Below are 14,389 nucleotides of genomic sequence, written 5' to 3'. Positions count from 1 at the left end.
TAGGTTTTTAGAAAATTTTGTATTACCTAATGTTCGCCGACGGTATGGCAGTACTGTCGGTTTTTTTGATTAAGTTTTTTCCCCATTTATTTTTCAAATTTTAGTGTAGTTCCTGTTCGGTTAATCTTAATATTTGCTGTCCGCGCAATAACACTCAGTGCTTTGTCCAGCTCATAATTTCTTGGTATAGTTCCGCTAAATGTAAGTGCAGGAAGGGTTTCAAGGTCCACATCAATATTGTACCATCTGGCAAAATCCTTCATAATTTCCTTTAATGTTGCATTCTCATAAACAAATACACCATTCTTCCAGCCCAATACCTGCTCCTCGTTTTCAGTCTTATCTTGTTTCAAAGCTTTGGATTTTTATCGAGGACAATCTGTTCACCCGGTTTAAGGATATACTCCTTCTGAGGCGATGATCCGATCAGATTCTGGACAGACACCTTACCATGAAACAACGTGGTTTTAGTCGTTTGTTCATTTTCATAATTGTTGACATTAAACTTAGTTCCGTATACCTTAATCCGTTGATCGTGTGTTTTAACGATAAAAGGCTTCTGCTTATTGGTTTCCACGTCAAAAATCCTTCGCCCTGAAGTTCGACCTCCCGTTGATCCTCTGCATAAAAAAGTGGAAATTTAAGTTGGGAATCAGAATTTAAAACCACAGCACTACCATCGGTAAGATAAATACGTGATTGTCGGCCTTTGGCTGTCCGGAGTGTTTGATAAATGATCTGAGGCTTAAGATTAGGCAAACTATCCAGTACTTTAACGTGAATATCCCCAGACTATCCTGTAGAATCACAGTTCCATTTTCCCGCAATAATTCAACGTTGGAGGTACCATCCAGTTTTATCTCTTTTCCATTACTTGTTATCAAAGTACTACTGTTATCCGCTATTCCTATACCACCCGATTCTTCGCCCCCACCTGTGTACCATAATACCGAAATTGCACAGATTATTGAAGCTGCAGCGGCAATTGAAATCCATGCGAATAGTTTTCTGTTGTTCTTTTTCGGTTCTGATAAAAATACTCGCGGTCAAAATATTCATCAAGCTGCTCAATAGCTATTTTGGCCTGATCATCTAACTCAATTTCTTCTTCTAGCTGCAAATCTTCTAAAATCAGTTCCTTGAAAAGTTTTGCATACTCCTTTGTCGCATGTAATGCATCAACAAATGGATTTCTTCATCTGTGCACTGTTTAGCAAGATATTTTCTATATAAGTTTATTAATTTGGTTTGTTCCACAGTATAATTGGTCTTACTTTAACTCTATATACGTAAGCAAAAAAATATCAACTATGCCAAATCAAAAAAATTAAAATACCTGCAAATATGTTCTACGACTTGCAAACGCAGAGATACCCAATGGATATTTACTGATTTTAATGTGTAATGATTTGTAGCAGGATTGTGCTGATGTAGCTGAGAAATACAAGCTGGAGTTCCGCTAATAATATATAAGGAAACAACAGTGATTTCGATTCTTAAATGGAAAATCGAGGTTAATATTCCACAAATAATATTATAAGAAAAAGTACTGATCCAAATCCTAGTTGAGAAATACAGGATGGTATTCCGCAAATAGCACCATAATGAAACAACAGTAGTTCCAATTCCAATGCGATTTAATAATACCCGTAGCTTTAACAATATGATTATTGATTGTGGCTGTAGAAATATTCAAAAGTTTGGACACCTCATCATAGCTTCTACCTTCGAGCTTACAGAGTACATATACTTCCCGACATCGTTCGGGAATAATATCAAGATATCATTGAGATATTTCTCCATTTCTTTATAAGAGACCTCCGCTTCAATATCATTTGCGCATTTTCCCTTCGATAGAATCATCAGCTGTTCACTCTTAACTTGATCCGAAGCAATTTTTCGAAAATAATCGTAGACTGTACTTTGTGCAATTGTATAGAGATAGGATTTAAAATTTTTTGAAACATCAATCTGCGCTCTATTCTGCCAGACCTTTACAAATACGTCCTGAGTGATATCCTGTGCAAACTCCACTGATCTTACCTGCTTTAAAATACGGCCGAAGATCTGTGCCCTATATAGCCATAATAGAGCGTTTCGAATGCCTTTTGATTTCCCTCAGCCAATTGTACGAGCAATATCGCGTTGTCCTCTAGACTCATAATTCTATTTCTATCGAAGTTCAATAATCCATGGTTTTTCAATTGCATTACGATGTGCGGAGAAAATAATTCATACTTTCTGCACATGTGCTTTTGCTTTTCTAGGTACTTGACGAGTTGAAAATAGCAGCAAAATTTCGTTAGGCCACCTGACAGTCGCCTGACAATTGATCTTTAAACAAAAGAAATAATATAAATTAAATCAGAGATGTATAAAACACGCAAAAACATGTAAAATATTACGATACAGCCAATGCATTTCTCTTTTTTAAAAGGAAGTGTCAAATCAGTACTTACATTACTAAATGAGTGAGCTACTTTTCTCCGACAATAAACTGTTTCACTTCAGGAGCAGTATCATGCAAGTAGCTGAGCCAATGAACCTGTCGCCTAGAAATATCGAAGGTAAAAAGCTCAAAACTGGCACGAAATTCGATATCATTTGACCGGACATAATTAATCAAATACTTAATAAAACTTGAAAAATAACAAAGTCATTTTTAGTCGTAAAATAATCTAAAACCTATGATCGTATCATTAAATACTTATTTAATTATTATTGGGATATTTTGTCTTTTAATAGTTATCAAACCCCTATATACCCGATTTATCAAAAAGAGGAAAGTAAAAATGATGCGGTATTGTTATTGCTTCTGCTAACTATTCCGATCAATTGGTTTACACCAACGATCCTGACAATTACAGACTGCAGTAATTACACAAAAGAGGTTGTGCTGTTCCCAACAACGAAAGATGGCTTTAAAATTAACTATGGAAGAGCGACCTATATCTTGAATAAATCGGATCGGAATTTAACATTTGAATACTACTATTACGGAGATAATACACCAGCGAAGGGAGAGGAAAATAAGGAAATTGGACCGAAACAAAATGCGAAAGTAAATGTTATTTCAATCGATTATATTCTTTCAGAACCGGCAGAGCGTGTATCTACAAAATCGAGCGGTGCAACAAAAACTGTATTGAGATGTAAATAAATAGGATATAGCACATTCGTTATTCCTGCTGTATCCAGGCAAATTTCCCCTTGTTTAAATAGATAACACCTCCACCACAAGATTCAGCCTGGTGAATGAAAATACCATCGTTTACCAATTTGATTTTATCTGTTTCATTTACTTCTTCATCTGTGATTATTTCACCATCATCATTTACATTGTTCCAATAGATTTCCCCTTTGGGCGCCTTTTCAAAAACACCCACCCAACTTATATCATCAAAGCCCTGACCCAAGATATCAGTGCCCATCCCTAAGTATTCAATCTTTTTGTTCCCAAAAATAAATCTTAAGCCATATTTCTCATTTTTGTATTTTGGACAATCTGCACTGTATCCGTCAAATTGTCTCCGTCCAAATCACAGTGTACCGTACTCGGTTTATGTATGTGGGATAACACTATCGTGTCTGGAACCGTCCGGTCTACTGTATTTCGAGTGGGCTTATCATTATTTAATTCAATCTTATTTTCGAGCTGTTTGGACCTGGAATTTTCAGTCTTTTTATCTTGACAGCCCAGTATGCATAATGCCAAAATGAGAGAAACTATAAAACGATTTCTTGCCATCATCTATAAATTTTAAGAAAAAATGTTCCCAATTAGATTAGTTATCACAATTCGCAATGAATATAGGATTGGGCAATATCTTTACCGTTGTCTGGGGTTCTGACTTTCCCTTAATCTGGTCAAACTTCATTAATATACCATCGTAATGGTAGTCTGTGCTTTTATAGTCCAGTTCTTTTGCAGGTATTGCCCGATTGAGATATAGATTTTTGCCGGCATCATATCTGTAAGCTGCCAACTCAATTTCCTGATCCATATCATCATGGGTATTGTATCCATTATTTACCAACTTGAAATCCGCATCAAAGGCTCTATCAAAAGATTGGTCTAAAAATTTCAGTTCTTCGAGCATAGAAAATTCTTCCTCTTTAGTAGATTTGCGAATAGGCTCATCCGACTTATCACTGACTGCATATAATCCTTCTTTGCCTATTTTGAGAACAAAGTCATTGTGATACAAGCTACTTTGCATATGCTGCACAATAAAATCATTAAAATCGCCACTGGCAAAATGATACATCAATTTAGGAATCTCAATACCACGATCATTGTCCTGGTTTTCTCGCTCCAATAAGGTAATCGTATCCATCTTTTCATTAAACAGATGAACACTAGGAAAGTCCTTACAATTCGCATCCTCATTAAAAAGTGGCTGCATCTTATCCGGGAACGTTCCGACCAAAATCGCACTGCTCAAACGGTCCCCATGAAACAAACACGCATTCCACTTTTGATGGTCGGATTTTTCCGCGCATAGACATAAAATTGAGCGGCAGGATTTTTAGGCTGTAGATAAATAAGATCATTTTCGATCTTCCAGTTACCTTTATTAATGTTCCGTAGGCTATTATCAAAAATGTCTTGTTTTTGTTTATAACAAAAGCAGCACCCGAAGATTTATATACCCCATCAATATGTTGTTCGCTTTGTTGTGCACAGACAAGATTAACGCATAATGTCAATAACAGCACAAGTAGTTTATTAAATTTCAATTGCATAGTTCCAATATTTAGTTAAATATCGTAAAAATGCCAAAAGATAAATTGGCTATTAAAAATTAAATGGTGGGAGAATAAATTTTCGAAGGACTATCACCAATATTTGATTTATCGCTTTCCCAACGAATATATTTCAGTGTGCAGGCTATTCTCCACTTAACAGGCAGTTTATGAATGAGATGGAATGAATCTATATCACTATTGAGACCAAAATCGGAAAGATAGCTCACGATCAGCAATAAAACTAAAACTAGTCCATTAGCGTAGGCTAGATTATGTTGAATATAGTTATAGTTATCCGCATTGGTCTATGCAAAAGATTACTGTGATCTTGTCTCACTATTTTTCAGTAATGCAATCTCTTTATTTGTTAAATCAATTTTCTATAAAAATCTCCCGGCCTTGTCGCCTTCTGTACCGACATTTTTATTTATAACATTTTATAATTAACTCAAATCAATAGCGTAGTCATTATCAATTTTAGCCAATGATATAGTTTTGCAAAGATATTGAATTATCATAGAAAGTTACCCGATGCAAAATTGTCAACCACATGCCCAAAATGATAACTTGCCTATTTCAGTAATAATTTTAGCCAACCACAGACACACGGGGATACATTTTTTTATTAGCATTTATCTCTTCGACGCTATTATGATATCTCTAAAGAATATGGTCTTTCCGCTTTTGGTTATGCCTTGAATAGTAATCCAAAACCCTTCTGGGTTACTATTATTAAAAAACGAGATCTCCATTCCGCTACTTCTCCCATCCAATTTGACCTCCGGATTCCAATACAAGGTGGGGCGTGCATCAAATTGTTCATTTGCTAAATCATCATTATAGGTTACCAATTTAAAATGTTCTTCTCGCATATAACCTTCAACTTCCTGCTCGTCCAAGGCTCTGCCTATATATGAGTCCCCTTCACTTGGATCCATTTGATAAACATACAATAGAAGTAACGGAACCGTCTACTTTGAATTTCTCAAAGTACTTGACATACGGAATCCGATCCATGGATGTGTTGAATAAATCTTCCAGCTTCCTTCTATTTGTTCTTATTTCATAGTTATTAACAAATACACGATCCCATCTGGTTGAATCTGCAATTTTAGTATAATTTAAACGAGCATATTCTCCAAAATTTAACGGCAGAGCCTTGACGAAACGGTCGTTATGGGGATCAAGTACGGCATCAGCAAGTCCTTTAAATTTTTCTCCTGCATATCTACCCTCAAGGTAATCAATACGCCTCTGCTGCACACTTCGATCTACCTTGACTTCCTTTAATCGGATCCACCCGTTTTTATCACGATAGCTCAATGGTGTATAGGCCCAATTACTTTCGTTCCATGCCTGAGGTATTAAAAACTTTTGTTGTAAAGGGGAATAAAAAGGTAGAATCTACTTTTCTCGGTCCAAAATTGTACTTAACCAGAAATTTATCAAACATCATCTTTTTTTTCAATAGCAGACAGCTTAGTTGTTATCGTCCCCGGATAATCAAATTATCCACGATAAAGTATCCTGAGAGATCAGGTATAACTGTTTTATAACGCATAACCTTATCTTCCGGAAATTTGTATCCAAAAGACATTCCACTAGGTTTTCCTTTCCCATTATTTTTGCTATCTGATCAACAAGCTTCTTGTGGAAATGCACCCATTTATTTTCTTCCATTAAGATCTGCCCTTGTAGGTAATAAACGGAGTCATTTGTCGACCGTACCTTATTAAAATTCAAATTGGATGGAGAATTCCAAGCGCTGGTGGCTATCAGACCGTACTGCAATTTATCATTCCGGAATAAATGTGTTGAATGGACAGGTCCCTTATGCAAGAAATAGGGCCTAAAGTAAATATCCTCAGTAATATCTGGGACGCAATCATTGGGTACTTCCAAAGCTGTGATCGAGATAGATAAGTTTCCCTCTTCACCTGAAGGCAAACTCAGTCTAAAACTATTCTTTCCTCTGTCCTTTCGCGTTATCTGCAACCATTTGATACTAGGCACAATTTGAATATCTCTCAATCCGCCCACAAAATGAGCGGATTGAGAGCGTATGCTATCCTGTTGATCGCGCAGCTCAAGCCGCAGCACACCATAATCTAGATCATTTCGGTTTAAATAAATAACAGTCCGCCGATCAGGTCCAATTGTGATCGTATCTATCATGACCAACCTGTCATTCGAAGCCAATATGATCTTTACCCTTTCAGCAGGAAGATTACTTTCTAAATAAACAGCTATAGTGTCACCTATATCCCTACTATATATTTTTCGTCCAAGTTCGGTCTTTAAAAGGATGTCAGGTTTACGCCTACCATTCACCTCCCATTCAAGGCGACAATTCCCAACGAAAGGGGAACATTGACAACACCATAACCGGAACTATCTAACTCAAAAACCGACAGTAAATCACCATCACTTTTTAAAATAGTCCCTTTGACAAGTAGTGGTTTTTCACCAGCCTCTATCGTCTGCAAATAAAGCCTATTATCTTTATTTTGCAGGAAACGATTGCCTTCAGGGCGTACAATCAGGGGCAATCCACCGTTATAGCTCCACTGTCTAAATCATTTTTATTCTGGTTATTTATTTGAATAATCGGAATTTCCTTGAAATAGTATCGTTCAATCATTCCTTTATCTGTGCCCACGTAAGCATTAATATAGATACTGGTCTGCTTCCAATCCAGCGGAAGTAAAAATACACCATCACTCATACCTCCACGTTGTAAGCTAAACATAGATCTCACAATATTACCCTGTTGATCCGCAAGATTTAGATGGAGATTGATGGCAGAAGAATCCAGATAGCCATGCTGCACAACATAGCTTTTAAACCACACAGAATCGCCAGGGAAGTAAGCCTCCCGATCAGTATGAATGTATATTTTTCGTACTTCCTGTTGTCCATAAACCGAGCCCGAAAAGAAGGCAAAAATCAAAATTATTTTACTCCAGACAACAACGGTTGAGAAAGTACGGTCCAAAATCATTATGCATAAATTTCTAGTTGGTAAAAAAATAAAAAAGTCAGACACTGTAAATTAAGCCATGGCCATAATTTGCACTAGGACAGATAAGGATGTTGCCAGGGCATTCGATAAGGTCTTTTTAATAATTGGGTTGCTTCGGGATCATCGATGCATATTTTTTTTCAATGGATCATATTTCAATGGTCTATTTAATTGCATAGAAATATTGGCAAGTATACAACAGGCTGTGGATATATAGCCCTCTTCGATGTCAGCTACAGGCAATCGATCATGTTCTATTGCAGACAGTAGATCCAATAGATGTTGCCGTGTGGCAGGAGCTGTATGCAATTCAATTCTAGGTTCTTCCAGATCAGCTGGAAATTTATCTTTTCATAAACCACATCTTTTTTATGGGGAACCTTTACCAACTGGAATAAACTCATATTTCATCACACTTCCTTTTAGTGTTCCTTTATCTCCATAGATAATAAACGCCCAAGGATATTCGGGATCCACGGGATTGCCCCAAGTGCGGTGTTGCCATATACAATTAAGCTCATCATATTCAAATACTGCTGTCTGTGTATCGGCGATAGTCGACTTTCCCTCCTGTTGCACATAGATCCCTCCAGTTGCGCTAATTTTATTTGGCCATTTGAGTTGTAATAGCCAACGAACAGTATCAAACATATGCATCCCCATATCACCTGTGATACCATTTCCATATTCCATAAAAGTTCGCCACCAACCGCCATGAGGTAAACCGTCGTAAGGACGTAGGGGAGCAGGACCAGTCCATAGTTCATAATCGAGAAAGTCCGGAACTTGCTCCAGTGCCGGATTACCGTTCCTTCTCATATGATAGTAACAGCACATTTCCACGTGCGATATCTTACCGAGTAAACCTTGGTCAATAATCTGCTTTTTTGCATCAATCAGATGTGCTGTACTCCGTCGTTGTGTCCCTACCTGCACTTTTTTATTATATTTTCGTGCATATCGGAGTATTGCTTCGCCCTCTAATACATCAACACTAACGGGTTTTTGCAAATAGATATGTGCTCCCGAACGTATCGCATCTATCGCCTGCCGCGCATGCCAATGATCAGGCGTACCGATCAGAATAAGATCGAATTGATTATCGGCAAGCATTTTCCGGTAATCTTTGTAGAGCTTTGGAATCTGCCCCGAGCGTTGTCGTTCTCCGACCAATCGCCCTGCCTCCTGCAAATGACGGCTATCAACATCGCAAATCGCAACCACATCGACGTCACAAACCTGCATCAGCCTAAAGAGATCACTTTTTCCATACCAACCTGCCCCGATCAGTCCGACCTTGATATTTTTAGATAGACGTTCAAAGGATAATCCTTTTTGCTTCTATAGCGGATAAAGTAACAAAAGCACTTGCACCCAGAATGAAGTTTCTTCGGTTCAGCGTATAATCGACCATAATTTACTGGCTTATTGTTTAGTTTGTTATAAGACAAAACAATAAACTGAAGATAATGTTTATTGAGTTATCATTTTCAATTGTATCCATTATTCTATAGCGCCTTATAACTTTATAAACTGTTCGTATTTCCATTTTTTTCTTATACTTTATACACAAGACATTGTGAAGAAAACGGACCATCAATATACCTATTTCGTCTTCTCGGATAAAAATACGATGTGATCAACGACATGGATAACACCATTATTCGGAACTAAATTAGATGTGCGGATTTGCCATTGGTTGTTGGTCCCTTCATTGATCAGCCCCACATAGGTACTGGTATGGGACAAGTACATGATTTGACCTTTTTCAGTCGTATAAGCAATTGGCTTGTTACTCGCCAAGGCAGGATCGCTAAAATTCACTACCGCCTTTACAATATGGTAACGCAAAATATCCTTTAATATTGGTACTGGAATAGCGGCCATATTGTCGTATTTATTTTCTTTTAGATATGCTGTAAAAGCTTGATTGGTGGGCAGAATAAAGGTCGCTTTTTCCTTACGTTCATACAATGCTTCATCCTTACATTGCAAAATGGCTTGTTTCAGTAAGGATAATGAATCCTTCCCTGAATATATGTCCATGCTGACATATTCAGTTTACTATTGTCTTCTGCGTAGTCATATTCAAAGCTTTCCTGTATTTCGCAACTAGAAAACAATGACAGTGTAGCAAAACCACATAGAAAAAAAAATAACGATATATTTTATCTTCTTCATAAGATTATCTATAAAATTCATTTTGTTGCAAATTTGGATTTTTAAGAAGTTCACCTTCATGTATTGGCCACAGCAAATTTCGTTTATCGGAGAGACCATTGATCGGTTTCATTGTCGAAATAGCAGTTTCATTTCGCAGGAGATCAAACCATCGGTGTCCCTCAAAACAAAGTTCTACAGATCGTTCATGCAAAATACTGCCAACTAAGCTTCCGAATTCGCTTTGCGCCTTATTTTGATCCAAAACTGGCAGTCCCGCACGAATACGGATACGGTTCAGCAGGTCCAATGCTTCAACAGGCTGATTTAAATTGGCATGTGCTTCAGCCTTTAGTAGGAGGATATCAGCCAATCGCGTTAATACAATATTACCAGCGGACGGTTCTGGACTTTCGTCATTAAATCCTTGCCCAAAAAACTTCCATATCTTACGGGGCTGAACTTGAGACACATCGTAAATACGAGCTTTGCGAAGATCGTCAGGTTCGATTGACGCGATAAAACCCACACTGGGTACATAATCACTATCCGATCCATTGGCATACCATACACGTAGGTTATTGGGTTGCACTTCATTGTATCCTACCTCAAAAATACTTTCGGTACTGCTTCCTTTTACAAAGATGTTATTCCAATCCTCAATTGGCACCAAGGCATATTGCGGGTCCGCGATTACTTTTTCAGCCATTTCTATTGCTTGTGCATACTTTTTTGCCACATATAGAGCTGTGTCAGAAAAGCATAAGCCGCCCCTTTGGTAATTAGCACACGATTTCCGGCACCTGAATAATTTGAAGCACAATTCTCCGTCGCAAAAGTTAAATCTGCTTCCGCCTTAGCCAATACCTCCGCCTCAGTGTTCTTCTTGACAAACAAATCCTGATCCAATCCCTCATAGGGCTCCGTAACCAAAGGTACTTGCCCCCATATCCGAACCAAGTAAAAATAAGCTAATGCTCTTAATGCATGGGCCTGCCCAAGTAATTGCCTTTTCAGTTCACTATCTTCCGTTCCAAATGCCTGTGGAATATATTTGATCGCATAGTTCGCACGGGATATAACTGTATAAAAATTATCCCAACGCGCCGAATTAATAACTGGAGTCAGCGTGTTCTGTTGCAGCGCGGCAGGATCACCGGCATGGCGGGTCACAATATTATCAGCCCGCCCCTCGCCCCAGTAAGCAAAGTTCTGACGGAAAAGAGATTGCAAGCCATTATAGATGCCATTGACACCGGCCTGGGCATCACTGGGCTTTTTATAGTAACCCTGTCCAGAAACATTGCTAATAGGCTCCTTATCCAACAACGAGTTCGAACAACTGCTAACGGATAAAAATAGAAGAGAATAAAATGTATATTTTAACAATTTTTTCATCACAATTTATTAAAGACCAAGGATTAAACCAAACATAAATGTGCGGCTCTGTGGATAAGACCCCTCATCCAGTCCTACACGAAGACCAGAATAGGAATTAACATCGGGATCAAAACCGGTATACTTTGTCCAGGTAATCAGATTTGTAGCCGTAACAAAAGCATCGAGCTTACGCAAACCGATACGTTTGCTCCAAGCGGGGTCAAAAGAATACCTCAAATTGATATTTTTAACTTCAGATAAGAACCATCTTCCACCCACCTACTTTGCACCCGACTATCAGACTGTTTTGGATCATCCCGAATCAATCGGGGAAAATCTGTTTGATCTCCCTGTTCCCGCCACCGGTTAAGGGCATCAGTAGATAGATTATTATAACGAACAATTGAATTGCGCTGATGGTTCAACTCACTATAAATCTGATTACCCACCGAATACTGAAAAAACATTCAAATGAAAATTCTTATAGCTGAAATCATTGGAGATCCCGCCGAAATACTTCGGTTCAGCATAACCGATAATCTCGCGGTCATTTTGATCGATAATATTATCATTGTTCACATCCTTCCAAATGGGATCTCCACCGGCAAATACAGGTCCATTCGCACCATTTGTCAACCCGCTTGTATTGTCTTCATCTCGCGCATACACACCAAGATAACGCCATCCATAAAATACACCGATAGGCAGGCCTTCCTGTAGAATATGGAAAGCCCCATTTTGAATATGACCGCCCGTCAGTAGATTCTTAGGCAACGATGTAACTTTATTTCTATTTAAACTAACGTTAATATTGGTGTTCCAACTAAAAGCTCCTCCAGATTACGGGTCTGTAGGCTAAACTCTAATCCTCGATTCTCAATAGATCCTATATTTTGTGTAATAAATTCAAATCCCGTAGTCCCGGGCATGGGCACATTATAAAGCAGATCTTTCGTTTTCTTCAAGTAAGCATCCGTAGAAAACAGGATTCTGTTTTTTAAAAAGCCAAGTTCTAGCCCAAGGTTATATTGACGCGTTGTTTCCCAAGTGAGGCTCGCGTTGGGCATCACCGTTGGTGCCGCTCCCGAAAAATCCAGATAATTCGTTCCCAAAGTAAATTCTCCTCTCGCGGCATAATCACCGATGGCCTCATTTCCGGTACTTCCAAGGCTAAAACGAAGCTTACCATCGCTAAGCCAACCCAAATTCTTGATCCCTTTTTCTTCGACAAAACGCCAGCCCGCTGACGCAGAGGGAAAAATCCAAACCGTCGGTTACGGCCAAAACGGGAAGAGCCGTCCGTACGAAGGTTGAATTCAATAAATATTTTCCGAGATAGTCATAGGTTACCCGACCGAAATAAGAAAGCATGGCATGTTCGGAAGCGATATTTACACCTTGGTTTGAAATAACAGATGCACCATTCAATGTACGGATATCATCACTTGGAAAATATTCTCCATCGAGACCTGTCCGGTCATAACGCCATTTCTGAAAACTTATTCCCAATACCGCCCCAATATTGTGTGCATTAGCTACACTTTTTGCATAGGTAAAATAACTCTCATTGCCCCAGGTAAGGTTTCCAGAAGACCGCACAGCACCTTTATTATACCCCTCGCGGTAATCCAATATGGATGGCATAAATTCATCTTCTTTCATTGAAATATAATCAAGGTTTACATTACTTCGGAATTTAAGATCTTTATAAAGATCAATTTCCAGGTATTGGCTTCCAACGATACGATTGCTCTTGTTCAGATTGGTTGCAAACAAAGCCATCCCAACGGGATTCCGCTGTCCGATCATATAACCATTCAGTGATCCATTAGGTAGATACATCGACATAATAGGTGGCCGTATCAATAGACTCCGGATAATACTCAGATTCCCTGAGCCCGCGGCATTTGTCCGGTTATTCACTGCATTTGTATAGGAAATACTCTGACCTATCCTGATCCGATCGGAAATCGTAAAGTCGACATTCAATCGGGAGGTAAATCGCTTGTAATTGGAATTCAAGATCACACCATCCTGGTCCAAATAAGATGAACTCCAGGCATATTTTGTTCCTTGATTCCCTCCCCGTACAGAAAGGTCCAACTTATATTGCTTTGCTGAACGCATCAGCTCATCCTGCCAGTCCACGTCACCACTGTTCATGGGGTTGAGCGAATCTATAATAGTATAGAATGGCTCCTCGGGCTTGGCCATACCCCGATAGGAATCCAAAACTGCCTCTCGATATTGTCTTGCGTTCAAAACACTTAGTTTGCGGGTCAAAGCGCTCACTCCCGCTGTTGCATTTAATATCACTTCAGGCCTACCTTCAGCACCTCGTTTCGTTGTAATCATCACGACTCCATTGGCAGCTCTAGAACCATAAATCGCGGTAGACGCAGCATCTTTAAGAATCTCAATCGAAGCGATATCGTTCGGATTGATATCCGTCATCGGATTCAGCCCGGAATTTTCAGTACCATTTAAAGAAGAAATGGAATTGGATTCCAATGGAATACCATCCACAACGAAAAGGGATTATTCCCCGAGTTCAATGAGGAGCTCCCCGAACGCGTATGCTCATCTCACCACCGGGCGCTCCAGAATTGACGAAACCTGTACGCCCGCTGCACGTCCCTGTAAAATTGAAATGGGATCCTGCAAGGTTGTCTTGGCAATTTCTGAAGCACCTACGGAAACAATAGATCCCGTGAGGTTTCGCTTTTCTGACGCCCATATCCTACCACAACAGTCTCTTCCATCAGATTGGAAACAGCAACTAGTGCGATCGTATAGCTTGCACGTGAATCTACTTTTATGGTCTGACTCGAATAGCCCACAAATGAAAAAGTAATGGATTGCCCTATTGCTACATAGTCCAATACAAAGCCCCCTTTTATCCGTACTCACTGTCACGTTTTTTGTGTCGCTAAGCTTTACGGTAACTCCAAGTAAAGGCGACTTTGTGGTCGCATCAATCACGTTACCAGTGACCGTCTTTTGCTGAGCGACTACAATGTCAGGAAAAATTAAAATGCTGCACAAAAAAATACGGATAGAACATAATATGATCCTTTA

Annotated in this window: 26 protein-coding genes and 1 pseudogene; 1 reads left to right on the top strand and 26 read right to left on the bottom strand. The window is 38.9% G+C overall.

The annotated features are described in order from the left end of the window. Positions 1-86: 86 nt before the first annotated feature. From KUH03_RS30540 to KUH03_RS30515, 7 genes and pseudogenes are all read right to left on the bottom strand, one after another. On the bottom strand, positions 87-353 hold the full coding sequence (locus KUH03_RS30540; protein WP_257088126.1) for a DUF4974 domain-containing protein: 267 nt from the start codon (positions 351-353) through the stop codon (positions 87-89). Continuing rightward, positions 350-669, bottom strand: a pseudogene (locus tag KUH03_RS30535) (FecR family protein). The gene KUH03_RS30540 and the pseudogene KUH03_RS30535 overlap by 4 nt, the downstream one beginning before the upstream one ends. Further along, positions 660-884, bottom strand: coding sequence for a hypothetical protein (locus KUH03_RS30530; RefSeq protein WP_257088125.1), 225 nt, complete (start codon positions 882-884; stop codon positions 660-662). The pseudogene KUH03_RS30535 and the gene KUH03_RS30530 overlap by 10 nt, the downstream one beginning before the upstream one ends. A gap of 80 nt (positions 885-964) precedes the next feature. Further along, positions 965-1,120 (bottom strand): hypothetical protein, encoded by a 156-nt coding sequence (locus KUH03_RS30525; protein WP_257088124.1) that lies wholly within the window; start codon positions 1,118-1,120, stop codon positions 965-967. Between the two features lie 441 nt (positions 1,121-1,561). Then, positions 1,562-1,771 carry a sigma factor-like helix-turn-helix DNA-binding protein gene (locus tag KUH03_RS49355; protein WP_373564856.1) on the bottom strand — a complete coding sequence of 70 codons (210 nt, stop codon included), beginning with the start codon at positions 1,769-1,771 and terminating at the stop codon, positions 1,562-1,564. Continuing rightward, complete coding sequence (locus KUH03_RS30520; protein ID WP_257088123.1) at positions 1,693-2,034, bottom strand: sigma factor; 342 nt, start codon at positions 2,032-2,034, stop codon at positions 1,693-1,695. The genes KUH03_RS49355 and KUH03_RS30520 overlap by 79 nt, the downstream gene beginning before the upstream one ends. A 14-nt stretch (positions 2,035-2,048) precedes the next feature. Then, positions 2,049-2,204 carry a hypothetical protein gene (locus KUH03_RS30515; protein ID WP_257088122.1) on the bottom strand — a complete coding sequence of 52 codons (156 nt, stop codon included), beginning with the start codon at positions 2,202-2,204 and terminating at the stop codon, positions 2,049-2,051. Positions 2,205-2,731: 527 nt separating this feature from the next. Here KUH03_RS30515 and KUH03_RS30510 point away from each other — a divergent pair. Further along, complete coding sequence (locus KUH03_RS30510; protein WP_257088121.1) at positions 2,732-3,160, top strand: hypothetical protein; 429 nt, start codon at positions 2,732-2,734, stop codon at positions 3,158-3,160. Positions 3,161-3,179: 19 nt separating this feature from the next. Here the strand turns inward: KUH03_RS30510 and KUH03_RS30505 are convergent, their stop codons facing one another. The 19 genes from KUH03_RS30505 to KUH03_RS30415 form a co-directional block, all read right to left on the bottom strand. After that, a complete protein-coding gene (locus KUH03_RS30505; RefSeq protein WP_257088120.1) occupies positions 3,180-3,431 on the bottom strand; it encodes a hypothetical protein in 252 nt (83 codons plus the stop codon). 354 nt (positions 3,432-3,785) lie between these two features. Next, positions 3,786-4,445 carry a hypothetical protein gene (locus tag KUH03_RS30500; RefSeq protein WP_257088119.1) on the bottom strand — a complete coding sequence of 220 codons (660 nt, stop codon included), beginning with the start codon at positions 4,443-4,445 and terminating at the stop codon, positions 3,786-3,788. Then, complete coding sequence (locus KUH03_RS30495) at positions 4,408-4,746, bottom strand: hypothetical protein (protein ID WP_257088118.1); 339 nt, start codon at positions 4,744-4,746, stop codon at positions 4,408-4,410. The genes KUH03_RS30500 and KUH03_RS30495 overlap by 38 nt, the downstream gene beginning before the upstream one ends. Before the next feature lie 635 nt (positions 4,747-5,381). Then, entirely contained in the window at positions 5,382-5,687 is a 306-nt protein-coding gene (locus KUH03_RS30490) for a hypothetical protein (RefSeq protein ID WP_257088117.1), read from the bottom strand. Next, positions 5,674-6,072, bottom strand: coding sequence for a hypothetical protein (locus KUH03_RS30485; protein WP_257088116.1), 399 nt, complete (start codon positions 6,070-6,072; stop codon positions 5,674-5,676). The genes KUH03_RS30490 and KUH03_RS30485 overlap by 14 nt, the downstream gene beginning before the upstream one ends. Before the next feature lie 180 nt (positions 6,073-6,252). Next, entirely contained in the window at positions 6,253-7,080 is an 828-nt protein-coding gene (locus KUH03_RS30480; protein ID WP_257088115.1) for a hypothetical protein, read from the bottom strand. Next, the gene (locus KUH03_RS30475) at positions 7,077-7,298 is read right to left on the bottom strand and encodes a hypothetical protein (protein WP_257088114.1); all 222 of its coding nucleotides are present in this window, start codon (positions 7,296-7,298) and stop codon (positions 7,077-7,079) included. Before KUH03_RS30475 ends, KUH03_RS30480 begins: the two co-directional genes overlap by 4 nt. Further along, entirely contained in the window at positions 7,289-7,744 is a 456-nt protein-coding gene (locus KUH03_RS30470) for a hypothetical protein (RefSeq protein WP_257088113.1), read from the bottom strand. Before KUH03_RS30470 ends, KUH03_RS30475 begins: the two co-directional genes overlap by 10 nt. A 147-nt stretch (positions 7,745-7,891) precedes the next feature. Further along, a complete protein-coding gene (locus tag KUH03_RS30465; RefSeq protein WP_257088112.1) occupies positions 7,892-8,080 on the bottom strand; it encodes a hypothetical protein in 189 nt (62 codons plus the stop codon). A gap of 60 nt (positions 8,081-8,140) precedes the next feature. Further along, positions 8,141-9,016, bottom strand: coding sequence for a Gfo/Idh/MocA family protein (locus KUH03_RS30460; protein WP_257088111.1), 876 nt, complete (start codon positions 9,014-9,016; stop codon positions 8,141-8,143). A 360-nt stretch (positions 9,017-9,376) separates the two neighbouring features. Next, a complete protein-coding gene (locus KUH03_RS30455) occupies positions 9,377-9,817 on the bottom strand; it encodes a fasciclin domain-containing protein (RefSeq protein WP_257088110.1) in 441 nt (146 codons plus the stop codon). A gap of 139 nt (positions 9,818-9,956) precedes the next feature. After that, positions 9,957-10,670, bottom strand: a complete 714-nt coding sequence (locus KUH03_RS30450) for a RagB/SusD family nutrient uptake outer membrane protein (RefSeq protein ID WP_257088109.1) — start codon at positions 10,668-10,670, stop codon at positions 9,957-9,959. After that, positions 10,643-11,329 (bottom strand): RagB/SusD family nutrient uptake outer membrane protein, encoded by a 687-nt coding sequence (locus tag KUH03_RS30445; protein ID WP_257088108.1) that lies wholly within the window; start codon positions 11,327-11,329, stop codon positions 10,643-10,645. The genes KUH03_RS30450 and KUH03_RS30445 overlap by 28 nt, the downstream gene beginning before the upstream one ends. Before the next feature lie 9 nt (positions 11,330-11,338). Beyond that, positions 11,339-11,548 (bottom strand): hypothetical protein, encoded by a 210-nt coding sequence (locus KUH03_RS30440; RefSeq protein WP_257088107.1) that lies wholly within the window; start codon positions 11,546-11,548, stop codon positions 11,339-11,341. Continuing rightward, positions 11,545-11,736, bottom strand: a complete 192-nt coding sequence (locus tag KUH03_RS30435) for a hypothetical protein (protein WP_257088106.1) — start codon at positions 11,734-11,736, stop codon at positions 11,545-11,547. Before KUH03_RS30435 ends, KUH03_RS30440 begins: the two co-directional genes overlap by 4 nt. A 16-nt stretch (positions 11,737-11,752) precedes the next feature. Beyond that, positions 11,753-12,085 (bottom strand): hypothetical protein, encoded by a 333-nt coding sequence (locus KUH03_RS30430; RefSeq protein ID WP_257088105.1) that lies wholly within the window; start codon positions 12,083-12,085, stop codon positions 11,753-11,755. A gap of 20 nt (positions 12,086-12,105) precedes the next feature. Further along, positions 12,106-12,516, bottom strand: coding sequence for a TonB-dependent receptor (locus KUH03_RS30425; protein ID WP_257088104.1), 411 nt, complete (start codon positions 12,514-12,516; stop codon positions 12,106-12,108). Then, positions 12,503-13,837 carry a TonB-dependent receptor plug domain-containing protein gene (locus tag KUH03_RS30420; protein WP_257088103.1) on the bottom strand — a complete coding sequence of 445 codons (1,335 nt, stop codon included), beginning with the start codon at positions 13,835-13,837 and terminating at the stop codon, positions 12,503-12,505. The genes KUH03_RS30425 and KUH03_RS30420 overlap by 14 nt, the downstream gene beginning before the upstream one ends. A gap of 164 nt (positions 13,838-14,001) precedes the next feature. After that, positions 14,002-14,193 (bottom strand): carboxypeptidase-like regulatory domain-containing protein, encoded by a 192-nt coding sequence (locus tag KUH03_RS30415; protein WP_257088102.1) that lies wholly within the window; start codon positions 14,191-14,193, stop codon positions 14,002-14,004. Between the last annotated feature and the right edge of the window lie 196 nt (positions 14,194-14,389).

Origin of the sequence: Sphingobacterium sp. E70 (assembly GCF_019285695.1) — a bacterium.
Taxonomy (GTDB): Bacteria; Bacteroidota; Bacteroidia; order Sphingobacteriales; family Sphingobacteriaceae; genus Sphingobacterium; species Sphingobacterium detergens.
This window is presented reverse-complemented; position numbering and strand designations above follow the sequence as displayed.

Excerpts from the sequence above, each read along its gene's own strand:
- KUH03_RS30505 (WP_257088120.1), bottom strand. The coding sequence starts at position 3,431 with ATGGGCACTGATATCTTGGGTCAGGGCTTTGATGATATAAGTTGGGTG.
- KUH03_RS30495 (WP_257088118.1), bottom strand. The coding sequence starts at position 4,746 with ATGCAATTGAAATTTAATAAACTACTTGTGCTGTTATTGACATTATGC.
- KUH03_RS30490 (WP_257088117.1), bottom strand. The coding sequence starts at position 5,687 with ATGGATCCAAGTGAAGGGGACTCATATATAGGCAGAGCCTTGGACGAG.
- KUH03_RS30460 (WP_257088111.1), bottom strand. The coding sequence starts at position 9,016 with ATGCAGGTTTGTGACGTCGATGTGGTTGCGATTTGCGATGTTGATAGC.
- KUH03_RS30455 (WP_257088110.1), bottom strand. The coding sequence starts at position 9,817 with ATGGACATATATTCAGGGAAGGATTCATTATCCTTACTGAAACAAGCC.
- KUH03_RS30445 (WP_257088108.1), bottom strand. The coding sequence starts at position 11,329 with ATGAAAAAATTGTTAAAATATACATTTTATTCTCTTCTATTTTTATCC.